This is a genomic window from Pseudomonas sp. Irchel 3F6 (genome assembly GCF_900187595.1).
Taxonomy (GTDB): domain Bacteria; phylum Pseudomonadota; class Gammaproteobacteria; order Pseudomonadales; family Pseudomonadaceae; genus Aquipseudomonas; species Aquipseudomonas siliginis.
The window spans coordinates 212825-235597 of the sequence record NZ_FYDP01000007.1; the positions used below are offsets into that span (position 1 = coordinate 212825).

At 61.6% G+C, this 22773-nt stretch carries 18 protein-coding genes; 12 read left to right on the forward strand and 6 right to left on the reverse strand.

Annotated features, from left to right (window positions below; all coding sequences use genetic code 11):
• Positions 1-10 precede the first annotated feature (10 nt).
• The 8 genes from CKW30_RS22050 to CKW30_RS27240 all read left to right on the forward strand — a co-directional run bounded on the left by CKW30_RS22050 (position 11) and on the right by CKW30_RS27240 (position 6804).
• A complete protein-coding gene (locus CKW30_RS22050) occupies positions 11-1405 on the forward strand; it encodes an ethanolamine ammonia-lyase subunit EutB (protein WP_095181913.1) in 1395 nt (464 codons plus the stop codon).
• Between the two features lie 5 nt (positions 1406-1410).
• A complete protein-coding gene (gene eutC, locus CKW30_RS22055) occupies positions 1411-2235 on the forward strand; it encodes an ethanolamine ammonia-lyase subunit EutC (protein WP_095181914.1) in 825 nt (274 codons plus the stop codon).
• Between the two features lie 115 nt (positions 2236-2350).
• Positions 2351-2812 (forward strand): N-acetyltransferase, encoded by a 462-nt coding sequence (locus CKW30_RS22060; RefSeq protein WP_016773002.1) that lies wholly within the window; start codon positions 2351-2353, stop codon positions 2810-2812.
• Between the two features lie 228 nt (positions 2813-3040).
• Positions 3041-3691, forward strand: a complete 651-nt coding sequence (locus CKW30_RS22065; RefSeq protein ID WP_095181915.1) for a DedA family protein — start codon at positions 3041-3043, stop codon at positions 3689-3691.
• Positions 3692-3695: 4 nt separating this feature from the next.
• On the forward strand, positions 3696-4508 hold the full coding sequence (locus CKW30_RS22070; RefSeq protein WP_095181916.1) for a zinc-dependent peptidase: 813 nt from the start codon (positions 3696-3698) through the stop codon (positions 4506-4508).
• Positions 4509-4620: 112 nt separating this feature from the next.
• Positions 4621-5148, forward strand: coding sequence for an inorganic diphosphatase (gene ppa / locus CKW30_RS22075; RefSeq protein WP_003205933.1), 528 nt, complete (start codon positions 4621-4623; stop codon positions 5146-5148).
• A gap of 320 nt (positions 5149-5468) precedes the next feature.
• Positions 5469-6215 (forward strand): S24 family peptidase, encoded by a 747-nt coding sequence (locus CKW30_RS22080; protein WP_041477707.1) that lies wholly within the window; start codon positions 5469-5471, stop codon positions 6213-6215.
• Positions 6216-6633: 418 nt separating this feature from the next.
• Complete coding sequence (locus tag CKW30_RS27240; RefSeq protein ID WP_016772997.1) at positions 6634-6804, forward strand: hypothetical protein; 171 nt, start codon at positions 6634-6636, stop codon at positions 6802-6804.
• Positions 6805-6866: 62 nt separating this feature from the next.
• Here the strand turns inward: CKW30_RS27240 and CKW30_RS22085 are convergent, their stop codons facing one another.
• The 6 genes from CKW30_RS22085 to CKW30_RS22110 are packed head-to-tail and all read right to left on the reverse strand — an operon-like array spanning position 6867 to position 17049.
• Positions 6867-7679 (reverse strand): YfaP family protein, encoded by an 813-nt coding sequence (locus CKW30_RS22085; protein ID WP_095181917.1) that lies wholly within the window; start codon positions 7677-7679, stop codon positions 6867-6869.
• A gap of 3 nt (positions 7680-7682) precedes the next feature.
• Complete coding sequence (locus tag CKW30_RS22090) at positions 7683-9302, reverse strand: DUF2300 domain-containing protein (protein ID WP_095181918.1); 1620 nt, start codon at positions 9300-9302, stop codon at positions 7683-7685.
• Between the two features lies 1 nt (position 9303).
• Positions 9304-13878, reverse strand: coding sequence for an alpha-2-macroglobulin (locus CKW30_RS22095; RefSeq protein ID WP_095181919.1), 4575 nt, complete (start codon positions 13876-13878; stop codon positions 9304-9306).
• Positions 13875-14525, reverse strand: coding sequence for a DUF1175 domain-containing protein (locus CKW30_RS22100; RefSeq protein ID WP_095181920.1), 651 nt, complete (start codon positions 14523-14525; stop codon positions 13875-13877). The genes CKW30_RS22095 and CKW30_RS22100 overlap by 4 nt, the downstream gene beginning before the upstream one ends.
• Positions 14510-16222 (reverse strand): DUF2138 domain-containing protein, encoded by a 1713-nt coding sequence (locus CKW30_RS22105; protein ID WP_095181921.1) that lies wholly within the window; start codon positions 16220-16222, stop codon positions 14510-14512. The genes CKW30_RS22100 and CKW30_RS22105 overlap by 16 nt, the downstream gene beginning before the upstream one ends.
• Before the next feature lie 35 nt (positions 16223-16257).
• Positions 16258-17049 carry a YfaP family protein gene (locus tag CKW30_RS22110; RefSeq protein WP_095181922.1) on the reverse strand — a complete coding sequence of 264 codons (792 nt, stop codon included), beginning with the start codon at positions 17047-17049 and terminating at the stop codon, positions 16258-16260.
• 498 nt (positions 17050-17547) lie between these two features.
• Here CKW30_RS22110 and CKW30_RS22115 point away from each other — a divergent pair, with 498 nt between their 5' ends.
• The 4 genes from CKW30_RS22115 to CKW30_RS22130 all read left to right on the forward strand — a co-directional run bounded on the left by CKW30_RS22115 (position 17548) and on the right by CKW30_RS22130 (position 22688).
• Positions 17548-17790, forward strand: a complete 243-nt coding sequence (locus CKW30_RS22115) for an exodeoxyribonuclease VII small subunit (protein WP_016772991.1) — start codon at positions 17548-17550, stop codon at positions 17788-17790.
• Complete coding sequence (gene ispA, locus CKW30_RS22120) at positions 17787-18674, forward strand: (2E,6E)-farnesyl diphosphate synthase (RefSeq protein ID WP_095181923.1); 888 nt, start codon at positions 17787-17789, stop codon at positions 18672-18674. The genes CKW30_RS22115 and ispA overlap by 4 nt, the downstream gene beginning before the upstream one ends.
• 91 nt (positions 18675-18765) lie before the next feature.
• Entirely contained in the window at positions 18766-20664 is a 1899-nt protein-coding gene (gene dxs, locus CKW30_RS22125; protein WP_095181924.1) for a 1-deoxy-D-xylulose-5-phosphate synthase, read from the forward strand.
• 140 nt (positions 20665-20804) lie between these two features.
• Positions 20805-22688: a TonB-dependent receptor domain-containing protein gene (locus tag CKW30_RS22130; protein ID WP_095181925.1), complete on the forward strand. Its 1884-nt coding sequence runs from the start codon at positions 20805-20807 to the stop codon at positions 22686-22688.
• Positions 22689-22773: the final 85 nt, after the last annotated feature.

The window sequence follows — 22773 nt, forward strand, 5'->3', positions numbered from 1 at the left end:
AGAACGCTGAATGGCCAGTTTTGCTCACACGGTCGGCGCGCAGACTTACCGCTTCGACAGCCTCAAAGACGTCATGGCCAAGGCCAGCCCCGCCCGCTCGGGGGATTTTCTCGCCGAGATCGCCGCGCTCAACGACGGCGAACGGGTGGCCGCGCAAATGGCCCTGGCGGACATCCCGCTCACGCACTTCCTGCAGGAAGCGCTGATCCCCTACGAAGTCGACGAAGTCACCCGGCTGATCATCGACACCCACGACAAACAAGCCTTCGCCGTGGTCAGTCACTTCACCGTTGGCGGCTTTCGCGATTGGCTGCTGAGTGACGCGGCGGACGAAACCAGCCTGCGCGCCCTCGCCCCCGGCCTGACCCCGGAAATGGTCGCCGCCGTGTCGAAAATCATGCGTGTACAGGATCTGGTGCTGGTCGCGCAGAAAATCCGCGTGGTCACCCAATTTCGCGGCACCCTCGGTTTGCGCGGGCGCCTGTCGACCCGCCTGCAACCCAACCACCCGACCGACGAGCCGTCCGGCATCGCCGCGAGCATTCTCGACGGCCTGCTCTACGGCAACGGCGATGCGATGATCGGGGTCAACCCGGCCACCGACAGCATCGCTTCGATCTGCGCGATGCTGGAGATGCTCGACGCAATCATCCAGCGCTACGACATCCCGACCCAAGCCTGCGTGCTGACCCACGTCACCACCTCGATCGAGGCGATCAACCGTGGCGTGCCGCTGGATCTGGTGTTCCAGTCGATTGCCGGCACTGAGGCGGCCAATGCCAGTTTCGGTATCAATCTGAATGTCTTGCAGGAAGGCTACGACGCCGGGCTCAGTCTCAAGCGCGGCACACTCGGGCAGAACCTGATGTATTTCGAAACCGGTCAGGGCAGCGCGCTGTCGGCCAACGCCCACCACGGCGTCGATCAACAGACTTGCGAGACACGGGCCTACGCCGTGGCGCGACATTTCAAGCCGTTCCTGGTGAACACCGTCGTAGGATTTATCGGCCCGGAATACCTCTACAACGGCAAGCAGATCATCCGCGCCGGCCTTGAAGACCACTTCTGCGGCAAGCTGCTCGGCGTGCCGATGGGCTGCGACATCTGCTACACCAACCACGCCGAAGCCGACCAGGACGACATGGATACCCTGCTGACGTTGCTCGGCGTCGCCGGGATCAACTTCATCATGGGCATCCCCGGCTCAGACGACATCATGCTCAATTACCAGACCACTTCGTTTCACGACGCCTTGTACGCCCGCCAGACCCTGGGCCTGAAACCGGCTCCGGAGTTCGAACAATGGCTGGCCAACATGGGCATCTTCACCCAGGCGGACGGCAAGGTTCGCTTCGGCAACAACCTGCCGCCGGCCTTCCGCCAGGCCTTGGCGCACTTGGGATGAGTCTTATGGAAAAACCACCGGTCGATCCGCAAAACCCCTGGCTGGAACTGCGCCGCCTGACCCCGGCACGCATTGCCCTGGGCCGAACCGGCACCAGCCTGCCGACGCGGGCGCAGCTGGATTTTCAGTTTGCCCACGCTCAGGCCCGCGATGCTGTGCACCTGGCCTTCGATCACAGCGAAATCCGCGCACAACTGAGCGAGCGCGGGCGGGAAACCCTGGCGCTGCAAAGCGCCGCGCCGGATCGACACACCTATCTGCAACGCCCGGATCTGGGGCGCAAGCTCAGCGATGAATCGGCGCAGACCTTGCGCGACTACGCCAGCGAACACCCGGGCGGCGTCGATCTGGTGATGGTCGTCGCTGATGGCCTGTCGGCGCTGGCGGTGCACCGCCACACGCTGCCGTTCCTGACGCGCCTGGAAGAACAGATGAGCGGCGACGGCTGGTCCGTGGCACCGGTGGTGCTGGTCGAGCAGGGCCGCGTCGCCATCGGTGACGAAATCGGCCAGCTGCTCGGGGCGAAAATGGTTGTGATGCTGATCGGCGAGCGTCCGGGCCTGAGTTCGCCGGACAGCCTCGGGCTGTATTTCACCTACGCGCCGAAGGTCGGCCTCACCGACGCGTATCGCAACTGCATTTCCAATGTTCGGCTTGAAGGTTTGAGCTACGGCATGGCGGCGCATCGCTTGCTGTATCTGATGCGCGAGGCCTGTCGGCGCCAGCTGTCGGGGGTCAACCTGAAGGATGAAGCTCAGCTGCACACATTGGAGGCGGACGACGCTGTCGACATGAAAGGCAACTTCCTGCTCGATCCACCGCCAGCCTGAACCGTTTCCGCATTGCCTTTCTGCGCTGCTTTCAGGCAGGATCGACGCACGGCCGCCCGGGTTTCCCATCGCCGTCGGAGCAGTTGAAGACAGCCACTTGAAGACGAGACCTATCATGCGGATTATTCAAGCGACCCTCGAACATCTGGATTTGCTGACTCCTTTGTTCGTCAAATATCGCGAGTTCTACGGCTCCCTGCCTTACCCGGATTCCTCCCGCGCGTTCCTCGAAAAGCGCCTGCGCCGCAAAGAGTCGGTGATCTATCTGGCCCTGGCCGACGATGACGACAAGAAACTCATGGGTTTCTGCCAGCTCTATCCGAGCTTTTCGTCGCTGTCGCTCAAACGCGTGTGGATTCTCAACGATATCTACGTTGCTGAAGACGCGCGCCGGCAACTGGTCGCCGACAATCTGATCCGTACCGCGAAGAAAATGGCCAAGGAAACCCAGGCCGTGCGCATGCGCGTCTCGACCAGCGCGAACAACGAAGTGGCGCAGAAAACTTACGAATCGATCGGCTTCAAGGAAGACACCGAGTTCAAGAACTACGTACTGCCGATCAGCGACGAGCTCTGACTCCAACGGCTTCGGTGATGAGGGAGTTCGCTCCCTCGCCACGGCCACCTTTTCCCTGACAATTGCTCACTTCGCGACACTCCCCGCTACAAAACCGACGCGCTTTTCATCGCTCAGACCGTATAATCCCGATCTTTCCGGCTTGTAAGAAAAACTACACCCCGCTGTAGGCTTACACGAAGTCATCCGCACAGGCCTGCCGAGTCGGGCCGTCATACAGGTGCCCCCATGGATTTCAACCCGCTCGACCTTATCCTGCATCTCGATGTGTATCTCGATTTGCTGGTGAACAACTATGGGCCATGGATCTACGCCATCCTGTTTATGGTGATCTTCTGTGAAACCGGGCTCGTGGTGATGCCGTTCCTGCCGGGCGACTCGCTGCTGTTCATCGCTGGCGCAGTGGCGGCCGGCGGCGGCATGGATCCGGTGCTGCTCGGTGGCCTGCTGATGCTGGCGGCGATCATGGGCGACAGTACCAACTACGTGATCGGACGCACGGCCGGGGAGAAGCTGTTCAGCAACCCGAACTCGAAAATCTTCCGTCGCGACTACCTGCAAAAAACCCACGACTTCTACGACAAGCACGGCGGCAAGACCGTGACCATGGCGCGTTTCCTGCCGATCATCCGCACCTTCGCGCCGTTCGTCGCGGGCGTGGCGCGGATGCCGTACCCGCGCTTCTTCGGCTTCAGCGTGCTCGGCACCATCCTCTGGGTCGGCGGTCTGGTCACTCTGGGTTACTTCTTCGGCAACGTGCCGTTCATCAAGAAAAACCTCTCGCTGCTGGTGGTGGCAATCATCCTGCTGTCGCTGGTGCCGATGATCATCGGCGTGGTGCGCAGCCGGTTCGGCGGCACCAAAGTGCAATCGCACTGATCCGATGTGGTCACTGAGCGCCTGGCGACGCCGGCGCCTCCTGGCCAGGCACCCGATTGCCGACGACCTGTGGCAACGGGTGCGCCATCAACTCTCCTTCCTCGATGGCATCAGCGCTGCTGAAGACCAGTGGTTGCGCGAAGCCTGCGTGCTGTTTCTCGACGACAAACACCTGACCGCCCTGCCCGGTGTCGAACTGCATCAGGAGCAACGCCTGCTGCTCGCCGCCCAGGCGCAGTTGCCGTTGCTGCACCTCGGCGATCTGAACTGGTACCAGGGTTTCCACGAGATCGTGCTGTACCCGGATGACTTCCTCAGCCCGCAACGCCATCGCGATGCCAGCGGCGTCGAGCATGAGTGGGACGGCGAACACAGCGGTGAAGCCTGGCAGCAGGGGCCGGTGATTCTCGCCTGGCCCGGCGTACAGGCCAGCGGTGGCTGGGAAGGCTACAACCTGGTGATCCACGAACTGGCGCACAAGCTCGATATGCTCAACGGCGACGCCAACGGCCTGCCGCCACTGCACGCCGACATGCGCGTCAGCGACTGGGCCAAAGTGATGCAGGCCGCTTACGACGACCTCAACCGCCAACTCGACCACGATCCAGACGCCGAAACCGCCATCGATCCCTACGCCGCCGAGAACCCGGCAGAGTTCTTCGCCGTCACCAGCGAATACTTCTTCAGCGCCCCGGATCTGCTGCATGAGGCTTATCCACAGGTCTACTTGCAACTGCAGCTTTTCTACCGGCAGGATCCGTTGGGCAGACTGCGGCAACTTCAGGCCACAGACCCGGTCTATCAGGCGCACGACTGAGCTCTGCACGACTTCTGGTACGTGGCGTCGGCGTAGGAATGTGCCTATAATCGCCGCCACTTTTTGGTCAATCCGGCCAAGTGTTTTTGGTCAACTACGGGGGCAACGCCCAATGAGCTACAGCAAGATTCCGGCTGGCAAAGACCTGCCGAACGACATCTACGTCGCGATCGAGATCCCGGCCAACCACGCGCCGATCAAATACGAAATCGACAAAGACAGCGATTGCCTGTTCGTTGACCGTTTCATGGCCACCCCAATGTTCTACCCGGCCAACTACGGTTACATCCCGAACACCCTGGCTGACGACGGTGATCCCCTCGACGTGCTGGTCGTAACCCCTTACCCGGTTGCTCCAGGCTCGGTAATCCGCGCCCGTCCGGTCGGCATCCTGAACATGACCGACGACGGCGGCGGCGATGCCAAAGTCATCGCCGTGCCACATGACAAGCTGTCGCAGCTGTACGTCGACGTGAAGGAATACACCGACCTGCCACCCCTGCTGATCCAGCAGATCGAGCACTTCTTCGCGAACTACAAGGATCTCGAGAAGGGCAAGTGGGTCAAGATCGAAGGCTGGGCCGGTGCAGACGCCGCCCGCGAAGCGATCACCAAGTCGGTTGCCGCCTACAAGGGCTAAGCAATTACGCTTTGCGTGACGCTTGAAAAAAACCCCGGATTTCCGGGGTTTTTTGTTATTGGCGTCTGCATAATCGACTCGGTTGTTCAGGTCGATGTAACTCGAAATACACCTTGGTCGGCCCCCTCTCCCTCCGGGAGAGGGTTGGGGTGAGGGGCTCTTGAAAAAGCCCGACTAAACAAACCGTTTAAATTCCTACATGCAGTTTTAATCTGTTTAATTTCCCACAAGTACGTCTTACATCCCGTCGCAAAATACAGGCTTTTTTTGAACGCCCGGTTTATTCAAACCGCTCTAGTCCGGCCGTAGACTCCGTGTTTATGAGAAAGAACACTAGTGGTCCACGATTCAAGGCACTCCTGGAAGCAGCGAACATCAGCACCACGGATTTCGCAAGGTTCTGGGGCACGGAAGCCCAAAACGTTCATAACTGGTACACCCGGGGCGTCCCGGCGTATCGCATGGAAGAAGTCTCACGCCTGTTGTCGGTCAATAGTGAATGGCTGAAAACCGGGGAAGGCGTCAAGGAGGTCGCGCGCCTGCACCCACCCGCCAGCAATGGCGACACGTTCGATGCCCAGGCCATCTGCGGCGTCTACACCGTCATCAACCCCAGCGACATCGACCTGGCATTTTTCAAGGAAACCCCGATCGCCAACGGCGACGGTAAAACCCACGTCATCCTCGACCCCGACCAGTCCCTGCGCCTGCCCCGCGCCCACCTCGATCAACTCGACATCCAGCACGCCAACGCCATCTGCGCGCACATGATCGGCAACAGCATGGCCGATCGCATCGAAGACGGCTCCATTGTCGCCATCGACCGCGGCCTGACCCAAGTCGTCGACGGCGAAATCTATGCCGTAGAGCACGACGGCATGCTGCGCATCAAATACCTGCACCGCATGCCCGGCAACGGCCTGCGCATGCGCAGCCACAACAGCGCCGAATACCCCGACGAGGTCTTCCGGCCAGCGCAGATCGAAGAGCAGCGGATTCATATTCTTGGCTGGGTGTTCTGGTGGTCGACACTGGGCAAGCGCCGGCCGGTGGTACCGTTTCTATGACATTTCACTCGAACCTGTGGGAGCGAGCTTGCCCGCGAAGAGGCCCTGACAACCGGTACAAATCCTGAGTTTGTACCGCTTCAGTCGCTCTAAACCGCACTTGAGACTGGGAATCCAAAGCAAAACTCAGTATCCTGCGCCCCACATTCGCGCATCGACCCGCCCAGCGGCTCGGATGACGCCCGACGCGGCAGACCAACGTCTGACCAAGTCCCACAGCCGGACGCAGATCCGGATGTACGTTTTGAAGGCTGGCGCGGTTTACCAAAAATAAACCAAGCCAGTCCCCGAGAAGCCGGCCACAAGCCGGCTTTTTAATGCCTGCAACAAACCATATCCATTGCTGAAATTGCATTCCAGCTTGTATAGCGCCCAATGCACTGGTTACCGTCCCGCCAAATATCGCAGGAAACACCAAATGCCCAAAACCTCATTCCCCATTGAGGACGCGCTGAAGCGCGCCGCCGAACGAGGCGAGCCGCCTGCCGAAGATAAGTTGGCCAGTGAAGAAGATGACGAACTTGCCGCCATCGTTCACGAGCGCCTCGCCGCTCCTCAGCGAATGCAGGTCAGTCTGGCTGATCTGTAAGCTGTTCGAGCGCCCAGCTACAGTTGCTGAATTTGTCCAACAACCCGTTGGACAAATTCCCCTCACGGATAACTGAACGACTTCACCAGCGTCAATTCCCCCGCCGTCCGCATCGGCACTACAAACGTCTCCATCTTCTCGCTCGGCGTGCCTTCTTCAGTAATCACCGTCACCTGCGCCGTGGTCAGCGCCTGAACCGCTTCATCCCCACCTTCGTCATCTCCGCGATATCCACCGCCGTAATAATTCACATACACCAGATACTGCCCCTTGATCGGCGCGGCCATGGCGGCGATTTCCGGGCCGTAGCCGGTGGTGACGTCGACGTCGAGGGCGGCGCCGTTGGCGGCGCTGCGGTTGCCGTACCAGATGTGGGCGCCGTCGGGGGTGATCAGGTGCAGGTCGAGGTCGGTGCCGTCGCTGTCCCAGGCCAGCAGGACGCGCAGTTTGGCCGGGGTGGAGCCGCCGCGGGCGTTGAGGAATTGCGTGCGGTGGCGTTGCTGGCCGTCGGCGCTGCGCACTTCGACGCTGTTGCTGCCGTTGGGGAAGGAGAACGGGCGATCGAAGCCGCCGGCGGGGTCGATTTTCAGTGGCATGCTGACGCCGTTGACGATCAGGCGCCCGGGTTCGTTGTTCTTCGGCACGGCTTTGATCTGGCCGCTGATTCTGGCGGTATTGGCCTGGCCAAGCGGTGTGTTGACCGACGAGGCCGGGTAGTTGACAGTCTGGCGAAAGCTCTCGCCCTCGCCTTGCGGTGCGCCGCTGCGCCAGCCGCCCACCGGGGTGTCGAGTTTGACGCCATCGGCGGCGAACGCTTGCGGCAGCACGTTGAGGGCACAGAGCAGCAGCAAGACCTGTGGATAACGGAGTGTCATGGTCTATTCCAGCAAAAGGTGACGGGCGAGCCCTTCGATGTAGGTTTCATCCTGGCCGTTGGGGTGTGCTTCGAAGGCCAGGTGCAGATATTCGTGGGTCAGATCGAGGCGATCCTGCAGGCTCAGCACGCCGCGCACGTATATGCGCTGGCGTTCGCGGTCGACGAAGGGCCGGCCGAAGGCAAGTTTGCATACGGCGAAAGTACTGACTTCGTTGTAGCCGGTTTCGCTTTCGAGCCTCGGACGCCAGCCGCGTCGCTGCTTTTGCAGCCAGTCTTGCGCGGCGGGTAATGCTTCGCAGGAGGCGACCGGGTTGTCCCAGCGGCTGAGGCTGGCGCGTGGATAGGCGTGCAGCAGAATCGCGTCGTAGCGCTGGCGGGCGTTCGCTTGCTCGACGGCTTGCTGCCAAGCGAGTTTGTCCGGGCCGGGCTGGTCGGAGTGATAGGTGACGGTGCTGCCGGCAAGTACCAGATCCGCCGTCCACGCCGCGATGTTGCGTGACTCGGCCGAGGCTGGACGCGGGGCGACGCGCTGGCGATTGCTGCTGTCGTCGATGCTCAGGCAATCGCCGTTGCGTGTGGCGTTTTGCAGCAGATAAGTGCGGATCGCTACGGCTAGCGCCTTGGCGGCTTCGGCGGGTTGCGGTTTGGCTTCGCGCTCAAGAACGCGGGCGACATATTCTTCGCGATCAAGCCTTGCGACGAGTTTGTCGTTGAGCAGAAACAATTCGCCATCGCTGTGGATGTCCAGCGCGTTGCCGTTGGCGAATTCGACGCGGTAGTCGCCGCGCAATGGCCCGGACGTGGCAACACGATCTCCGGCCAGAACTTTCGACACCGGGTATTTCGAGAACAGCCCGACTTCCACACAACGCCCTGCGTCCGCTGGCCACGCCGTCGGCAACACGCTGGCCAGCGCCTGAGCGTAGTGCCGCAGAACCATTTGACTGGTACCGCGTCCACCCGCCCAGATCGGTGTGCCGTCGGCGCTCCAACCGGCGAATCCACCTTGCCGCGATTGTGCATCCTGGTCGCCGAGCCAACTCCAGGTTTTCACCCGCAGGCGCCCGCCCAACTCGCCGACGACATTGCCGTCCGCCGCGTTCAGCACGACATCGAGCAGCACGCGGCGCGTCTGATCCTGCGCTGGCAGCAATGCCAGAACGCTCAATAACTCGGCAACCGAAACCCTTGTTGCCGGTTGCACGGCTGGCAAATTCCGCAACCATGATGGCGCCTGCCGCGCCTGCCAATACTCACGCCAAGTCGCCGCGGCAATGCCCAACCGCGCCGGTTCGAAATACAGACCGCAGGACTTCACCAGTGCCTGATCCCGCTCGATCTTGCCGCCCGCCGCGCAGCAATAAACTTCTTCCTTCGATTGCCCGCGACATTCATAAGCCGGTTCCCGCGCACCGGTATCCACCAGCCAGGCGTAGACGAACAACTTCCACAGACTGCCCAGCGGCGCATCCAGCGACGCTGGCAACGGTTCGCGCTTGATCAGTTGCGTCTGATTCAACGACAACAACTCGCCCTGATAGGCCACGCGCAACGGCTCGTCCTGCGCTGTCGCCAGCGCAGGCATCATCCACATCAGCAGCCACAACAGCGGCCGGCGCATGTCAGTTGACCGTGACCTGACCGAGGGCAGCTTTCGCCTCCTGGGCCTGATGCTGCGGCGCATACACCTGCTTGAAGCGTACCGGCGGCAGGTTGAACTGGCCCTTCTGCGAGAAGCGCACCAGATGGCGCAGGCGCAATTCGCCACTCAGCGCATCAACCGGCACCGCGTAAGCCAACTGACCCGGTTCAAAGCGCGCCTTCTCCAGCGCGGTCGGTTCGGTGCCGTCCTTGCCCTGCAATTTGATGCCCCACGTCGTGCGCTCGACATCCGCGCCCGGTGGCAGCGGCACTTCAAGCATGCCGTAGCGCAGCGGTTTCGGCGCTTTGCTGGTGAGGATCACCTCGTCCAGGTACAGGCTGTCGCTGGACAACGGTTTAGTACCGACCGGCTCGAGTTTGAAGGTAAACGCTTCGTCGCCCGGCACCAGCCGCGACAGACGCCGAGTGACGCTCACGGCCATCGGATCGACCTGCGGCTGTTGAGTCTGAAAGCTCAGCGCTGCACGCAACGGCCGCTCTTGCGTGCCGGACACGCTCAGTACGTTCGGCAAAGGCGTCGCGCCTTGCCATGTCCAGTACATCTCGCCGCTGGCGCCGTAGTTTTTCTTCCAGCCCTCACCCGGCATCAGCGCGATGGTCGGCGAGGCCTGAGCGATGCTGCGTTGCAGCCAGGTCAGCGCCAGTGCACGTTCCAGTGTCGATTGCTGCGGCAACAGACGTTGCAACAACGCCGTCGCGCGAGCCTGATCGAACGGTTGCAGCGACAGGTTCAGTGCTTCAACGAAGGGCTGCGAGCTGACGGCCAGACGTTGTTGCGCTGCACCCAGTTGCCGATTGAACGCCTCCGGCAAAGCAACTTTCGCCTGCGTGGCCAACGATGCAGTGAGTACCCGCGCCGTCGCCAGACCAAGTGCCGAATCCGGGTCGTTCATCACCAGACTCTCCTGGCCGTCGTCGAGCAAGGTTTCGGCACTGCCTTCACCGGCCTTGACCAGATCGTCGATCAGACCGCTGAGCAGGGTGTTCACTGGCAGCTGCATCTGTTTGGCGAACGACAGAATCAGCGCCCGTTGCAGCAATGGCGTATTCGGCGCTTGCTTGGCATAAACCTCCAGCACTCGCTGCCAGTGCTCCGGCGGCAAGGTCAGCTCGAGTACGCGGCTGGCGTTCCAGTCGGCGTAGTAGGCATAGGCGGTGAGAAATGCATCCGGCTCGCCGTCGTAGCCCCACCAGGTGAAGCTCGCCGACGGCCCGGCCATTTGCACCAGACGCAGACGGCTGTTCTGCATGATCAGGCGCAAGCGATCGCGAATCTGCGGGTTCGACGCCAGCGATGGATAAGCGATGCTCAGCGGCAGCAAGCGACTGGCCGTCTGCTCGACGCCGCCGTACGGGTAGCCGAGCAGATCATCGAGGGCGGAACGGAACAGCGCTTGCGGACTGTCATCCAGACGCAGGCGGATATCCGTGGCATCCGCCGGCAAACTCAACGGCGTATCGCCGCTGACAACGTCGAGGCTTTGGGTCTGGGTGACCTGCCAGCCTTCACCGGTGGCACTCAAGCGCACAGCCAGGGCATCGGCGACTTTGCCATCCTGCACAAGCTCCGCCGTCCACTCGCCAGAGGCCAAAGCGAACGCCGGCAGTGGCAGGTAATTGATGCCGCTGTTCAGGGTCACCGGCGAGCGCTGTTCGGCGCCGGCATAGTGCGTGACCAATTCAGCCTTGACCGGTTTCTCCGCCTGACTGAAAGCGAACACGCCCAGTTGCGGCTGATCGCCCTTGCGGAATTTGCTCGGCCCGCTCCACTTCAGGTACAGCGGTTTTTCCGAACGGACGAACTGCTTCTTCTGCCCGACCTGACCGTCATCGGCAATCGCCCGCGCGGTGATGCGCCAGCGGGTCAGCGAGTCCGGCATCTTGAAGGTGAAGCGGGTTTTGCCGTCGGCGCCGGTCAACAACTCCGGCTGCCACGCAGCGGTGTCGACGTCTTCACGGCGCGGACGCTCAAGCACTTTCACGCCGCGTTCGCTGCGATTGGCTTTACCCGGGGCGCCGGGGCTGCCCGGCAACGCCACGTCGTAGCTGATGAACGACAGGCTGGCACTGGTGCGCACGTTGTTGCGCCGTGGGTGGTAGAAGAACTGGTCAATGCTCGGAGCGACTTCCGGTTGCAGCGCGTAGACCATTTCGTCGACCACGCTGACCGTCAAGTGTGCCGGAACCGCTTTGCCGGCGAACTGCGTGGTCAGGTCGACCGTGACCGTATCGCCCGGCAGGTACACCGCTTTGTCGGTGCTGATCGCCACGTCGATTTGCGGCGCGACCACTTTGATCCCGGCGTTCTGAAAGCTGTACTGACCGCCCTTGGTGTAGAGCACGGAGAAGGTCAGGTTCGGCGCGAAGCTGTCTTTCACCGCAATGCGCGCGCGGTATTGGGTGTCGCTGAGTTTTTCCAGTTTCAGCCAGTCGCCGCCCTTGGCCAGCAGCGCAGTGGCCTCGACCTTGTCGCGCTCCAGCGACAGCAGTGCGTCGCTGACCGGCTCAGGGAAGGTGATCAGCGCCAGCGCTTCTTCGCCCGCCTTGTACTCGGGCTTGTCGAGGACGATTTCCACGGTACCCGGCACCGCTTTCACACCGTCGCCGGTGACCGAATGGCCGGTGGCGCCGAGGACGCGACCGTGTTGATCTTTCAAGGTCAGGTTGTAAGTGCCCGGGCGTTCGAAGGCCATGCTGAAGCCTTTGTCATTCGCCGCGAGTTTGCCTTCGCCGGTGCTCTGATCTTCCAGGCGCACCCAGGCGTAGCTGCTCGGCGTCACGGCTTTGCTCTGCTCGGTGCCACCCTCATTCGCGTAGCTGAAGGCAACCTTGTCACCGACCGCGCTGAAACGCTGCGGCGCACTCAAGCGGAAACTCGCCGCGCCACGGTCGATGAGGATTTCCTTGGTGGTCTTGACCCGATAAGCCGCGCCGTCGCTGGCGAACACGGTGAGCATGTAGCGGCTCGGTTTATCGGCTGCCGGCAAATCGAGGGTCGCGTTGCCTTTGCTGTCGGTAGTCAGTTCGGTGCTGGTCAGCTCCACCGGAAATTGCCCGAGGTATTGCAGCTCGTTGTCGACCATGGACAGTTGCTGGGCGCGCAGGCTCAGGCTTAATTTGGCGTTGGCCACCGGTTTGCCGTCCGGGTAGAGCAGCACCAGACTGCCTTTCACCGGCTCACCGGTGCGGTAATCCTGCTTGGCCAGATTCAGCGAGATCTCGAAGTGCGGCTTGATGTACTCAGCCACACGAAAGGCGCTGCTGTAGGCCTGCTCCTTGTAGTTGAAACGGATCTCGTAACCACCGGCCACGGCGTTATCCGGCAACTGGAAACGGCCCTGGGTACCTGCTTTCGAATCAAGCTTCAGATCGAGGGTCTGCAGTTCGGTCCCCGTGGCATCAAGCACGCTGACACTGACATCCGCCGCGCCCGGCAGCACCGAATCACGGGCATTCTTGAACTCGCGACCGACGATTTTCAGCGACACCCAATCGCCCGGGCGATACAGCGGCCGATCGGTGAAGGCATACAGTTTAGTGTCGTAGATTTCGCTGTCGTAGTAGAAGTTTTCCGAGACGAACACGCCGCCCTCTTCGTCCTCGCCGATGACGAACGAGCGCTCCGGGCTGACGTGTTTCAGGCGCAGCAGACCGTCGGCATCGGTAGCACCGCTGCTCATCACGCCGAGGCCATCGGTCCACAGCACATTGACCTTCGGCACCGAACTGCCTTCGTGCTTGCGCGCGGCCCAGACCAGCAGTTCATCACCGGCAATCTTGCTCACCGCGACGGTGTTGGAGACGAACACCATGGTGGTCGCGCGGTACTTGCCGATCAGCGCTTCGACCAGATACAGCCCCGGTTTCAGATTACCCAGCGGAATGTAAACGTTGCCCGGCGAGACGCTGACGAAGTCACTGGACGAGCCGGCCAGATTGACCCCGGTCGGTGGCTGGATCGGCTTGGCCTGCCACAGTGGATAACGGAACTGGCTGACCACCGGCAGACCCGGGATCAGCGCAAATTGCGGCTGCGCGTCGTACGGCGTCGGCGCGGCCATGGCCTCGCCCATTTTCAGTTCCGGCACTTCTTCGGTGACCTGCTTGCGCGATTCGTAAGAGAACGCACGCTGCATCACCCGCCGGGATTTGCGATACCAGTTGTCCCACAGATACGCGAGAGTGTTGGACAAACCTTCGCCCTTGAACTGGCCGTCACTGACGACGCGGTGCAGGTTCTTCTGGCGCTTGAGGAAATCCAGCGGCTTGTCGATGCGATATACGCGAATGTCGGCGCCGCCGTACGGCTCCATGCGAAAGCGCCGGTAGTCACGACCCGGGGCTTCGAGGCGGACCATCGCCGGCTCGTCGCTGGCAAAACTGCTGTCGGCGAGCAGGAAGAAACTCTCACCGGCCACCGGCGTGTAATTGCTCGGCTCCACCGAGTCTTCGGCGTTGACGCAGGTAAACGGCAGCAACAACGCTAACAGCAAAGAAATTCGCGAACAGATACGCAACATGCGGGCACCGGTCATTGGGAGAGAAAGTTCAGTCGATAGACGCCGATGAAGTTGGGGTTGGCTGCGTCGGGTATCCATCGGGTGTCCTTCCATGTCATGAGTTGCTGCAGGCTTGCCGAACGCATGCCGTTGTCAGTTGGGGTGGTGGTGCCGGTGTGATAGGCGATGTAGCGGCCCATCCAGATCATCAGGTGCTGATCGTCGCCCTGATCGAAAAACATCAGGTCACCGGGCCGCGCCTGCGCCACATCGCGGCCGACCAGGTGGCTGTTGAACTGAATCAGTTTGATCGCGTTGACGTACGGCCCGACCTTGCCGCCGCCCTGCTGCCACTGTTGCGCGAGCTTGCGTTGCTCGTTGCTCAGCGTCAGTTCCGGCGGCAGGTAGCGATTGGACAGACCATTGCTGCGCAGCCATTTGTCGTCGTGGACTTTCAGCGCTTCGTTGGCGGCAAAGCGCACCAGCCCGGCGCAGTCCTGCTGATACCAGCGCGGGCTTGGGCCTTGGCTCAATTGCTCTTGAGCGATGCGCACAAACCAGGCGCGAAACACCTGGGATTGCGCCGGGTCGAGCGCTGGCGCTTCAACTGCTCGGGCGCCGGCGCTCAGCAGCAACGCAAGCAAGCCGAGGCTGCGGATCAGTGCGCTCACAGCGCTTTCCATTCCAGCGGCAGCCATTGCCAGTGGCCGTCAGGCTCACTGCCTTCGGGCAAGGTCAGGGCATATTTGCCGTAGCCGCCGAGGGTGCGCAGTTTCGGCATCAGGTAGGTTTGCGCGGCGTTGTAGAACACCGGCTCCATGTCCTGCGGCAGGCTGTCGAGGGTTTCGCGCTGCATCAGTTGCGCCATCGCGTCCGGGCCGAAGTAGATCGGCATCAATACGTCTTTTGGCAGCACGTCGGCCATCGGCGGGAAGCGCTTGTCGAGGGTGCCGAGGGCTTTGTCGACGAGTTTGTCGTCGAGGGAAAACAGCAGCGTCGAGCCGTGACGGGCGAGGCTGACTTTCATGAACGCCTTGCCGGAAATCGCCTCCGGGTTCTCGGCGGTCTTCGCCGCGTACGGCCCGAAACTGGAACTGACCTGACGCTGCCAGACGTGGCTCTGGCCTTCCTGCTTGTCGATCACCGGGAATACGCTTTCGGCGACATTGGCTTCGAACGCGCCGACCATCGAACCGAACAACTTGCCCAGATCACCATCAAGCTTGCTGGTGTCCTCGTCTTTGAGGCTGGCGACCAGCAATGGCGTGTACAGCCGCGAATCGGCGTACCAGCACAGGCCAGCCGCGCCAGCGACGTGTTCGGTGAGGGTCTGCGCCACCGCTTCTTCAGCGCCGAGTTTGATCAATATCGGCTTCTGCGGTTCGGCCGCCACTGGCAGGGTCACGCAAGCGCTCGCCCCCAGCGGCATCGCTTGCCAGACCGGTTTGAAATCGAAGTCCGGCTGGTTTTCCAGCTCATCCATGGCCAGATAGCTGTGCCAGCCCTTGTCGTCCATGTCGAAACGCAGCCCGGCGAAATTCGGGATGAAGCGCTGATAGCCCATCGCGAGCACGCTGGAATTGACCGACAGACGCTGCTTGGTTTCCGGGCTTTTCGCCGGCAAGCCGAACGCTTCGGGGAAAAGTTTTTCACCGTTGAGCAACGCCGCCAGCGCTTGCGCGGAGACGCGACCCGATTCTTCCGAGACGCCGCTTTCCGGGTCGTAGTACTTGGCTGGATTGGACAGCACCACCAGTTTGTCGCCGCGCGACGCGAACAGCAGCGATTTGCTGGCGTTGTAGCTGAGTTGATACAGCGGCACTTCGTCGCTGCCGACTTTGAGAGTGCCGAAGATGCTGAGCTGGGTGTCATCCAGCGCCACTTTCGCCAATGGCTCGAGCAGCTTGGCCAACCCGCCGCGATCCATCACCAGCAGGAAATCCTTCAAACGACCATCGGCGCCACGCCACAGCGCAACATCGGCCGGTTGATCGAAAAGCTGCTCGATCAGGCTGTCCTGCAACTTCAGGTCATGCTCGTAGATGATCCGCCGCAGGCTGCCGATCAGGCCGAGGCGATCGGCGTGGGTTTCGTAATAGAAGACGAAATCCTCGGTAAGCGTGGCCTTGAGGAACGGCACCGTCAGCAGGTCCTTGGGCAACTGGCTCAGTGAACGGGTTTCGAGCAAGGCATCCGGACGGCCGAGGCCGAGCTTGTCACTGGCAAGTGCCGCCGGCGGCGCTTTGGGCTTGAGCAGCAGCCAGCCGAAACCGCCCGCCACACCGGCCACCAGGCACAGGCCGAGCACGACCAGCGGCCAGCGCCGCGAAGGTTTGGCCGCCGGTGTCGCGGCAGCTGGAGTCACAGTGTTATCGCTCATGTTCACAACATCCGAGTTCATCCGTGGCGGGATGCTTAATAGTTGAAAGTCTTGACCAGCAACAAATCACCGATCGCCCGCAGGGGCACGATGAAGGTTTCGCGTTTTTCGTCGACGGTGTTTTCGTTGAGCACCAGGGTGATCTGCGAGGTGATCACCTCGTTCTGATTACTGGTTTCCTCGAAGTTATAGCCACCATCGCCGTAGTTGCCCCAATAGTTGACGTAGACCAGATACGTGCCGTGCAGCGGCGCGGTCATGGTGAACATTTCCGGGCCGGGGCCGTCGACACCATCCGGGTCGAGGCCGCCGCCATTGCTCAGCGCCGGCCGTGCCCAAAAGGCATGCTGACCGTCGGGGGTGACAATATGCAGATCCAGCTCGGCTTTCGGGTCGTCCCATCCCAAGACAAGACGAATCTTCGCCGGCGTGCGCAGATTATTTGCTTCATAAAATTGCACGCGCTTGAGCGACTGGCCCTCGGCGCTGATCACTTCGACGCTGTTGGAGCCGGCGCCGAAGGCGTAGGGCCGGGCAAAACGCCCCTGATCGTCGGTGTACAGATTCAATGGATTGCCGTTGACGGCGAGGCTGTGCGGCGGACGCATGTGCCCGAGGGCTTTGAGCTGGCCCTGGATCATCGTGCGATTGCGCTGAATGCCGCGATCGATCGGCGGCGTCGGGTAGGCGACCTGCGGATTTTCCGAGCGATCGAGCAAGCCGTGATAACGCCAGCCGCCGACTGGCTCGGACAATTGCGCAGTCGGCGCGGCCCACAGCACAGGCGCGCAGGCGAAGCCGATCAGCAGCAAAAGAAATGAACGCATGTGACGCCTCCTGCCATGCCTTGAACGAAACCTTGCACCCGATCCTCGGTACTTCACAGCGGTGAACTGCGTTTCGTCTGAATGCCCCGCAACTGTCGGGGCCGTAGAAGCCGCGAAGATTAGCGATTCGGCAGTTTTTTAACAATCGGATACATGTGTGATTGCTGTAGGAATCTCGCTTTCGAGAGGGCGTGAGCCGAATAGCGAAGTTATTCGGCTCATAAAATGAGCCGAATAAGCCTCAGCCCCGGAACTTCACATTAACTTTGTGACGAGGGGATTTATCCCAGCTCGGCTGCGCAGCAGTCGTAAAACCGGCGACTTCGATTTTCCTGAGAGTATCGGTTGTCTGGTTTTAGGGTTGCTACGCAACCCAGCAGGGATAAATCCCCTCGCCACGGGGTCATGTGCGCGGCTTTGGGTGGGGCGCCTCATTTGCCCATACCCCCCCTATCTGCTAGTGTCGCGCCGGTTTAACGTCTACCGGAATTTGCCGCCATGGCCCGCAAAAAAGCTGCACTGGATTTCGAACAATCCCTCGCCGACCTGCAAACACTGGTCGAGCGTCTGGAGAACGGTGAATTGTCGCTGGAAGACTCGCTGACCGCTTTCGAGCAGGGCATCGGCCTGACCCGTGACTGCCAGGCGGCGCTGGCCCAGGCCGAGCAGAAAGTGCAGGTGCTGCTGGAGCGCGATGGCGAGCTCGCCGAGGAACCCTTCGACGCGGATGAGCCAGAATGATCGCGGCGTATTCGGCGAGCAGTCAGGCCCGGGTCAACGCGGCGCTGGAAACGCTGTTCAACGCGCCGCTGCCGGAACTGGCGCGGCTCTACGAAGCGATGCGCTACAGCGTGATGAACGGCGGCAAGCGCGTGCGCCCGTTGCTGGCTTACGCGGCGTGCGAAGCCCTCGGCGCAAAGGCTGAACAGGCCAGTGGCGCGGCCTGTGCGGTCGAGTTGATCCACGCCTACTCGCTGGTGCATGACGATTTGCCGGCGATGGACGATGACGATCTGCGTCGCGGCCAGCCGACGACCCACAAGAAATTCGACGAAGCCTGCGCGATCCTCGCCGGTGACGGCTTGCAGAGCCTGGCCTTCAGCGCCCTGCTCGACTCGCGCCTGAGCGATTGCAGCAGCGAAATCCGTCTGCAGATGGTCACGGCGCTGGCCCATGCAGCCGGTCCGGCGGGCATGGTCGGTGGCCAGGCCATTGATCTCGGTTCGGTCGGTCTCAAGCTCGATCAAACAGCCCTGGAACAGATGCACCGACACAAGACCGGCGCGCTGATTGAAGTCAGCGTCAAGCTTGGTGCCCTGGCCAGCGGCCGCGCCCAGCCTGATCAGCTGCAGGCATTGCAGACTTATGCACAGGCCATCGGCCTGGCCTTTCAGGTGCAGGACGACATCCTCGACGTGGAAAGCGATACCGCGACCCTCGGCAAACGCCAGGGCGCCGATATCGCCCGCGACAAGCCGACCTACCCGGCCCTGCTCGGCCTCGACGCCGCCAAGGCCTATGCTCTGGAACTGCGCGATCAGGCCTTGCAGGCGCTGCGACCGTTTGACGCGGCTGCCGAGCCGTTGCGCGAGCTGGCGCGGTATATCGTCGAGCGGCGCAACTGACGGCGTATCGGCCAAAAAAGACCAACGCGTGGGCAGGGGCCGATGCATCAGGTAAACTGCCGCATCTTTTATACCTATAACGATTCGCCTGATGCCCACGACGTTTCATGAGATTCCCCGCAAGCGCCCGACCACGCCCCTGCTCGACCGCGCGAATACGCCGGACGGCCTGCGCCGGTTAGGCGAAGCCGAGCTGGAAACCCTGGCCGATGAGTTGCGCCTGGAATTGCTCTACACGGTCGGCCAGACCGGTGGGCATTTCGGTGCCGGCCTGGGCGTGATCGAGCTGACTATCGCGCTGCATTACGTCTTCGACACCCCGGACGACCGTCTGCTGTGGGACGTCGGGCATCAGGCGTATCCGCACAAGATCCTCACCGGTCGCCGCGAGCGCATGGCCAGCCTGCGTCAGAAGGACGGCATTGCCGCATTCCCGCGCCGCTCCGAGAGCGAGTACGACACCTTTGGCGTCGGCCACTCCAGCACTTCGATCAGCGCCGCGCTGGGCATGGCCATTGCCGCCCGCCTGCGGGATAGCGATCGCAAGGCCATCGCCGTGATCGGTGACGGCGCGCTGACCGCCGGCATGGCCTTCGAGGCGCTCAACCATGCGCCGGAAGTCAACGCCAACATGCTGGTGATTCTCAACGACAACGATATGTCGATCTCGCGCAACGTCGGCGGGCTGTCGAATTATCTGGCGAAGATCCTTTCCAGCCGCACCTACGCAAGCATGCGCGAGGGCAGCAAGAAAGTCCTTTCGCGCCTGCCCGGCGCCTGGGAAATCGCCCGTCGTACCGAAGAATATGCCAAAGGCATGCTGGTCCCCGGCACCCTGTTCGAAGAGCTGGGCTGGAACTACATCGGCCCGATCGACGGCCACGATCTGCCAACCTTGATCGCCACCCTGCGCAACATGCGCGATCTCAAAGGCCCGCAGTTCCTGCACATCGTCACCAAGAAAGGCAAAGGCTTCGCCCCGGCGGAAGTCGACCCGATCGGCTACCACGCCATCACCAAACTCGAACCACTGGACGCCCCGGCTGCCGCGCCGAAAGCCGCCAGCGGGCCGAAGTATTCGGCGGTGTTCGGCGAGTGGCTGTGCGACATGGCGGCGGCTGACGCGCGCCTGGTCGGGATCACCCCGGCGATGAAGGAAGGCTCGGATCTGGTGGCGTTCAGCGAGCGTTTCCCGGAGCGTTATTTCGACGTGGCGATTGCCGAGCAGCACGCGGTAACGTTCGCCGCCGGCATGGCCTGCGAAGGCGCGAAACCGGTGGTGGCGATCTATTCGACATTCCTGCAACGCGGTTACGACCAGTTGGTACACGACGTCGCGGTGCAGAACCTCGACGTGCTGTTCGCCATCGACCGCGCCGGTCTGGTCGGCGAAGACGGCCCGACCCACGCTGGCAGCTATGACCTGTCCTACCTGCGCTGCATCCCGGGCATGCTCATCATGACCCCGAGCGATGAAAACGAATTGCGCAAAATGCTCACCACCGGCCACCTCTACAACGGCCCGGCGGCAGTGCGTTACCCGCGTGGCAGCGGGCCGAATGCAGTCATCGAAAAAGATCTCGAAGCGATCGAAATCGGCAAGGGCATCGTCCGTCGTCAGGGCAGCAAGGTCGCCATGCTGGTGTTCGGCGTGCAACTGAGCGAAGCCTTGAAAGTCGCCGAGAAGCTCGACGCCACCGTGGTCGACATGCGTTTCGTCAAACCGCTGGATGAAGCGCTGGTGCGCGAGATCGCCGGCAACCACGAGTTGCTGGTGACTATCGAAGAGAACGCAATCATGGGCGGCGCCGGTGGCGCGGTCAGCGAATTCCTCGCCCGCGAGAACATCCTCAAGTCGATGCTGCATCTGGGCTTGCCGGATATCTATGTCGAGCATGCGAAACCGGCGCAGATGCTTGCCGAGTGCGGGCTGGATGAGGCCGGGATCGAAGCGTCGATTCGCCAGCGACTGGATTTGCTCAACAGCTGACGCAATCCCTTGTAGGAGCTGCCGAAGGCTGCGATCTTTTGATCTTGCTCTTCGGCAGCTCCGGAACCTTTAAAAAGCAAAATCAAAAGATCGCAGCCTTCGGCAGCTCCTACATGGTTTTGCAAAGACCATAGATTGCCATGAACCTCTCCCGCCTCGCCCTGCCCTTCCTCCTGCTGCCAACCGCAAGCGCTGTCGCCGACACCTTCGAGCGCGATCAGGCGCTGAAGCTGCCGGACACGCTGATCAGCGCCAATCGTCAGGTCGAGGCGCGCAACGACAGCAGCGCCGCCAACACCGTGTTCACCCGCGAAGACATTGATCGCCTGCAACCAAGCGACGTGCCCGATCTGCTGCGGCGCGTGCCCGGCGTGCAAGTGGCGCAGACTGGCGGGCGCGGCAGTCTGCCGGGGATCTACATTCGCGGCACGCAATCGGCGCAGAGCCTGGTGCTGGTCGATGGCCAGCGCATCGGCAATTCGACTTCCGGCGACAGTAATCTGCAACATCTGAACATCGAGCAGATCGAGCGAGTCGAAGTGCTGCGCGGCTCGCGCTCGGTGATTTATGGCAGCGACGCGATTGGCGGGGTGATCCAGATCTTCACCCGACGCGGCACTGGGCAAGGCTTGCAGCCACGCCTGCATCTGGGCTTCGGCAGTCAGCAGACATGGGAGCGCAGCCTCGGCTTGTCCGGCGGCGACGAGAAGACCCGCTTCAACCTCGGCGCCAGCCTCGACGAAACGGCCGGGATCGACCGTACCCACGAGTCGTATCCAAGCGACAGCGACCATGACGCCTACCGCAACAAATCCCTGAGCCTGAGCCTCAGCCACGCGCTGAACGAGGACATCGAAGTCGGCGCCAATCTGCTGGATAACCGTGGCAGGAGCGAATTCGACAATCCGTTCGGCCGCTTCGACATGGACACGTTTGAGTCGGTGCAACAGCAGCCGTACAGCGACTTCAATATCAGTAGCGTGAGCAGTTACGTCGATGCGCGGGTCAACGAAACCTGGAAAACCCGCGTCGAATTCGGCCACAGCGAAAACCGCGAGAAGACTTTCGACAAGCTCAGTGACGAGCGCACGGTGTTCAACACCTATCGCGACTCAGTGAACTGGCAGAACGACCTGACGCTCGACCCGCGCAACAGCCTGATCCTCGGTGGTGACTGGTACGAAGACCGGATCAACAGCAGCACTGCGTTCGACGAGGACAGCCGCTGGAATCGCGCAGCGTTCATCCAGCATCGCTATCAGGCCGACAGTTTCTCCACCGAGATCGGCCTGCGCCACGACGACAACCAGCAGTTCGGCAACCAGAACACGTGGAGCGGCACTTTCACCCTGCCGCTGAACCCGGACAACGACGTGCTGCTGAGCTACAGCGAAGGTTTCCGCGCGCCGACCTTCAACGACCTGTACTACCCGGATTTCAGCAATCCCGACCTGAAACCGGAAACCTCAAAAAGCTACGAACTGCAATGGCGCAGCCAATTGAGCGACAGCGCGCGGCTCGAGGCCTCGATTTACCGCACCGATCTGCAAGACGCGATCATCTTCGGTAGCAACTCACGCCCGCAGAACGTTGCGTCAGCGCGCATCAACGGTTTTGAAGCAGCGCTGAAGCAGGAGCTGTTTGGCTGGCAGAGCAATCTCGGCGTGGCAATCATTGACCCGCGAGATCGCGATACCGGGCATACGCTGGCGCGACGGGCGCGGCGCACGGCCAGTTGGGATCTTGACCGGCAGTTCGATCGCTTGGGAGTGGGCGCCAGTTGGCAGTTGGTCAGTGGCAGTTACGATGATTTGAACAACACCCAGTCGCTGGGCGGCTACGGCACGCTCGGGCTGCGCAGCAGTTGGGCGCTGAACCGTGAGATCAAGCTGGATCTGAAGGTAGATAACTTGCTGGACAAGGGCTACAGCCGGGCGAACTACAGCTATGACGGCGCGCAGTATGGCTATCGCGAGGAAGGTCGGGCGTGGATATTTGGGGTCACCTGGACTCCTGAACTCTGAACTGAGATTTGTGTTGGTTGGCAGGCCTCTTCGCGAGCAGGCTCGCTCCCACAGTAGACTGAGTGCGGCCACACAGTTTGTTTTC

Excerpts from the sequence above, each read along its gene's own strand:
- CKW30_RS22105 (WP_095181921.1), bottom strand. The coding sequence starts at position 16,222 with ATGAGCGATAACACTGTGACTCCAGCTGCCGCGACACCGGCGGCCAAA.
- CKW30_RS22060 (WP_016773002.1), top strand. The coding sequence starts at position 2,351 with ATGCGGATTATTCAAGCGACCCTCGAACATCTGGATTTGCTGACTCCT.
- eutC (WP_095181914.1), top strand. The coding sequence starts at position 1,411 with ATGGAAAAACCACCGGTCGATCCGCAAAACCCCTGGCTGGAACTGCGC.
- CKW30_RS27240 (WP_016772997.1), top strand. The coding sequence starts at position 6,634 with ATGCCCAAAACCTCATTCCCCATTGAGGACGCGCTGAAGCGCGCCGCC.
- dxs (WP_095181924.1), top strand. The coding sequence starts at position 18,766 with ATGCCCACGACGTTTCATGAGATTCCCCGCAAGCGCCCGACCACGCCC.
- CKW30_RS22090 (WP_095181918.1), bottom strand. The coding sequence starts at position 9,302 with ATGCGCCGGCCGCTGTTGTGGCTGCTGATGTGGATGATGCCTGCGCTG.
- ppa (WP_003205933.1), top strand. The coding sequence starts at position 4,621 with ATGAGCTACAGCAAGATTCCGGCTGGCAAAGACCTGCCGAACGACATC.
- CKW30_RS22070 (WP_095181916.1), top strand. The coding sequence starts at position 3,696 with ATGTGGTCACTGAGCGCCTGGCGACGCCGGCGCCTCCTGGCCAGGCAC.
- CKW30_RS22095 (WP_095181919.1), bottom strand. The coding sequence starts at position 13,878 with ATGACCGGTGCCCGCATGTTGCGTATCTGTTCGCGAATTTCTTTGCTG.
- CKW30_RS22065 (WP_095181915.1), top strand. The coding sequence starts at position 3,041 with ATGGATTTCAACCCGCTCGACCTTATCCTGCATCTCGATGTGTATCTC.
- CKW30_RS22085 (WP_095181917.1), bottom strand. The coding sequence starts at position 7,679 with ATGACACTCCGTTATCCACAGGTCTTGCTGCTGCTCTGTGCCCTCAAC.
- CKW30_RS22050 (WP_095181913.1), top strand. The coding sequence starts at position 11 with ATGGCCAGTTTTGCTCACACGGTCGGCGCGCAGACTTACCGCTTCGAC.
- ispA (WP_095181923.1), top strand. The coding sequence starts at position 17,787 with ATGATCGCGGCGTATTCGGCGAGCAGTCAGGCCCGGGTCAACGCGGCG.
- CKW30_RS22110 (WP_095181922.1), bottom strand. The coding sequence starts at position 17,049 with ATGCGTTCATTTCTTTTGCTGCTGATCGGCTTCGCCTGCGCGCCTGTG.
- CKW30_RS22100 (WP_095181920.1), bottom strand. The coding sequence starts at position 14,525 with ATGGAAAGCGCTGTGAGCGCACTGATCCGCAGCCTCGGCTTGCTTGCG.
- CKW30_RS22115 (WP_016772991.1), top strand. The coding sequence starts at position 17,548 with ATGGCCCGCAAAAAAGCTGCACTGGATTTCGAACAATCCCTCGCCGAC.
- CKW30_RS22130 (WP_095181925.1), top strand. The coding sequence starts at position 20,805 with ATGAACCTCTCCCGCCTCGCCCTGCCCTTCCTCCTGCTGCCAACCGCA.
- CKW30_RS22080 (WP_041477707.1), top strand. The coding sequence starts at position 5,469 with ATGAGAAAGAACACTAGTGGTCCACGATTCAAGGCACTCCTGGAAGCA.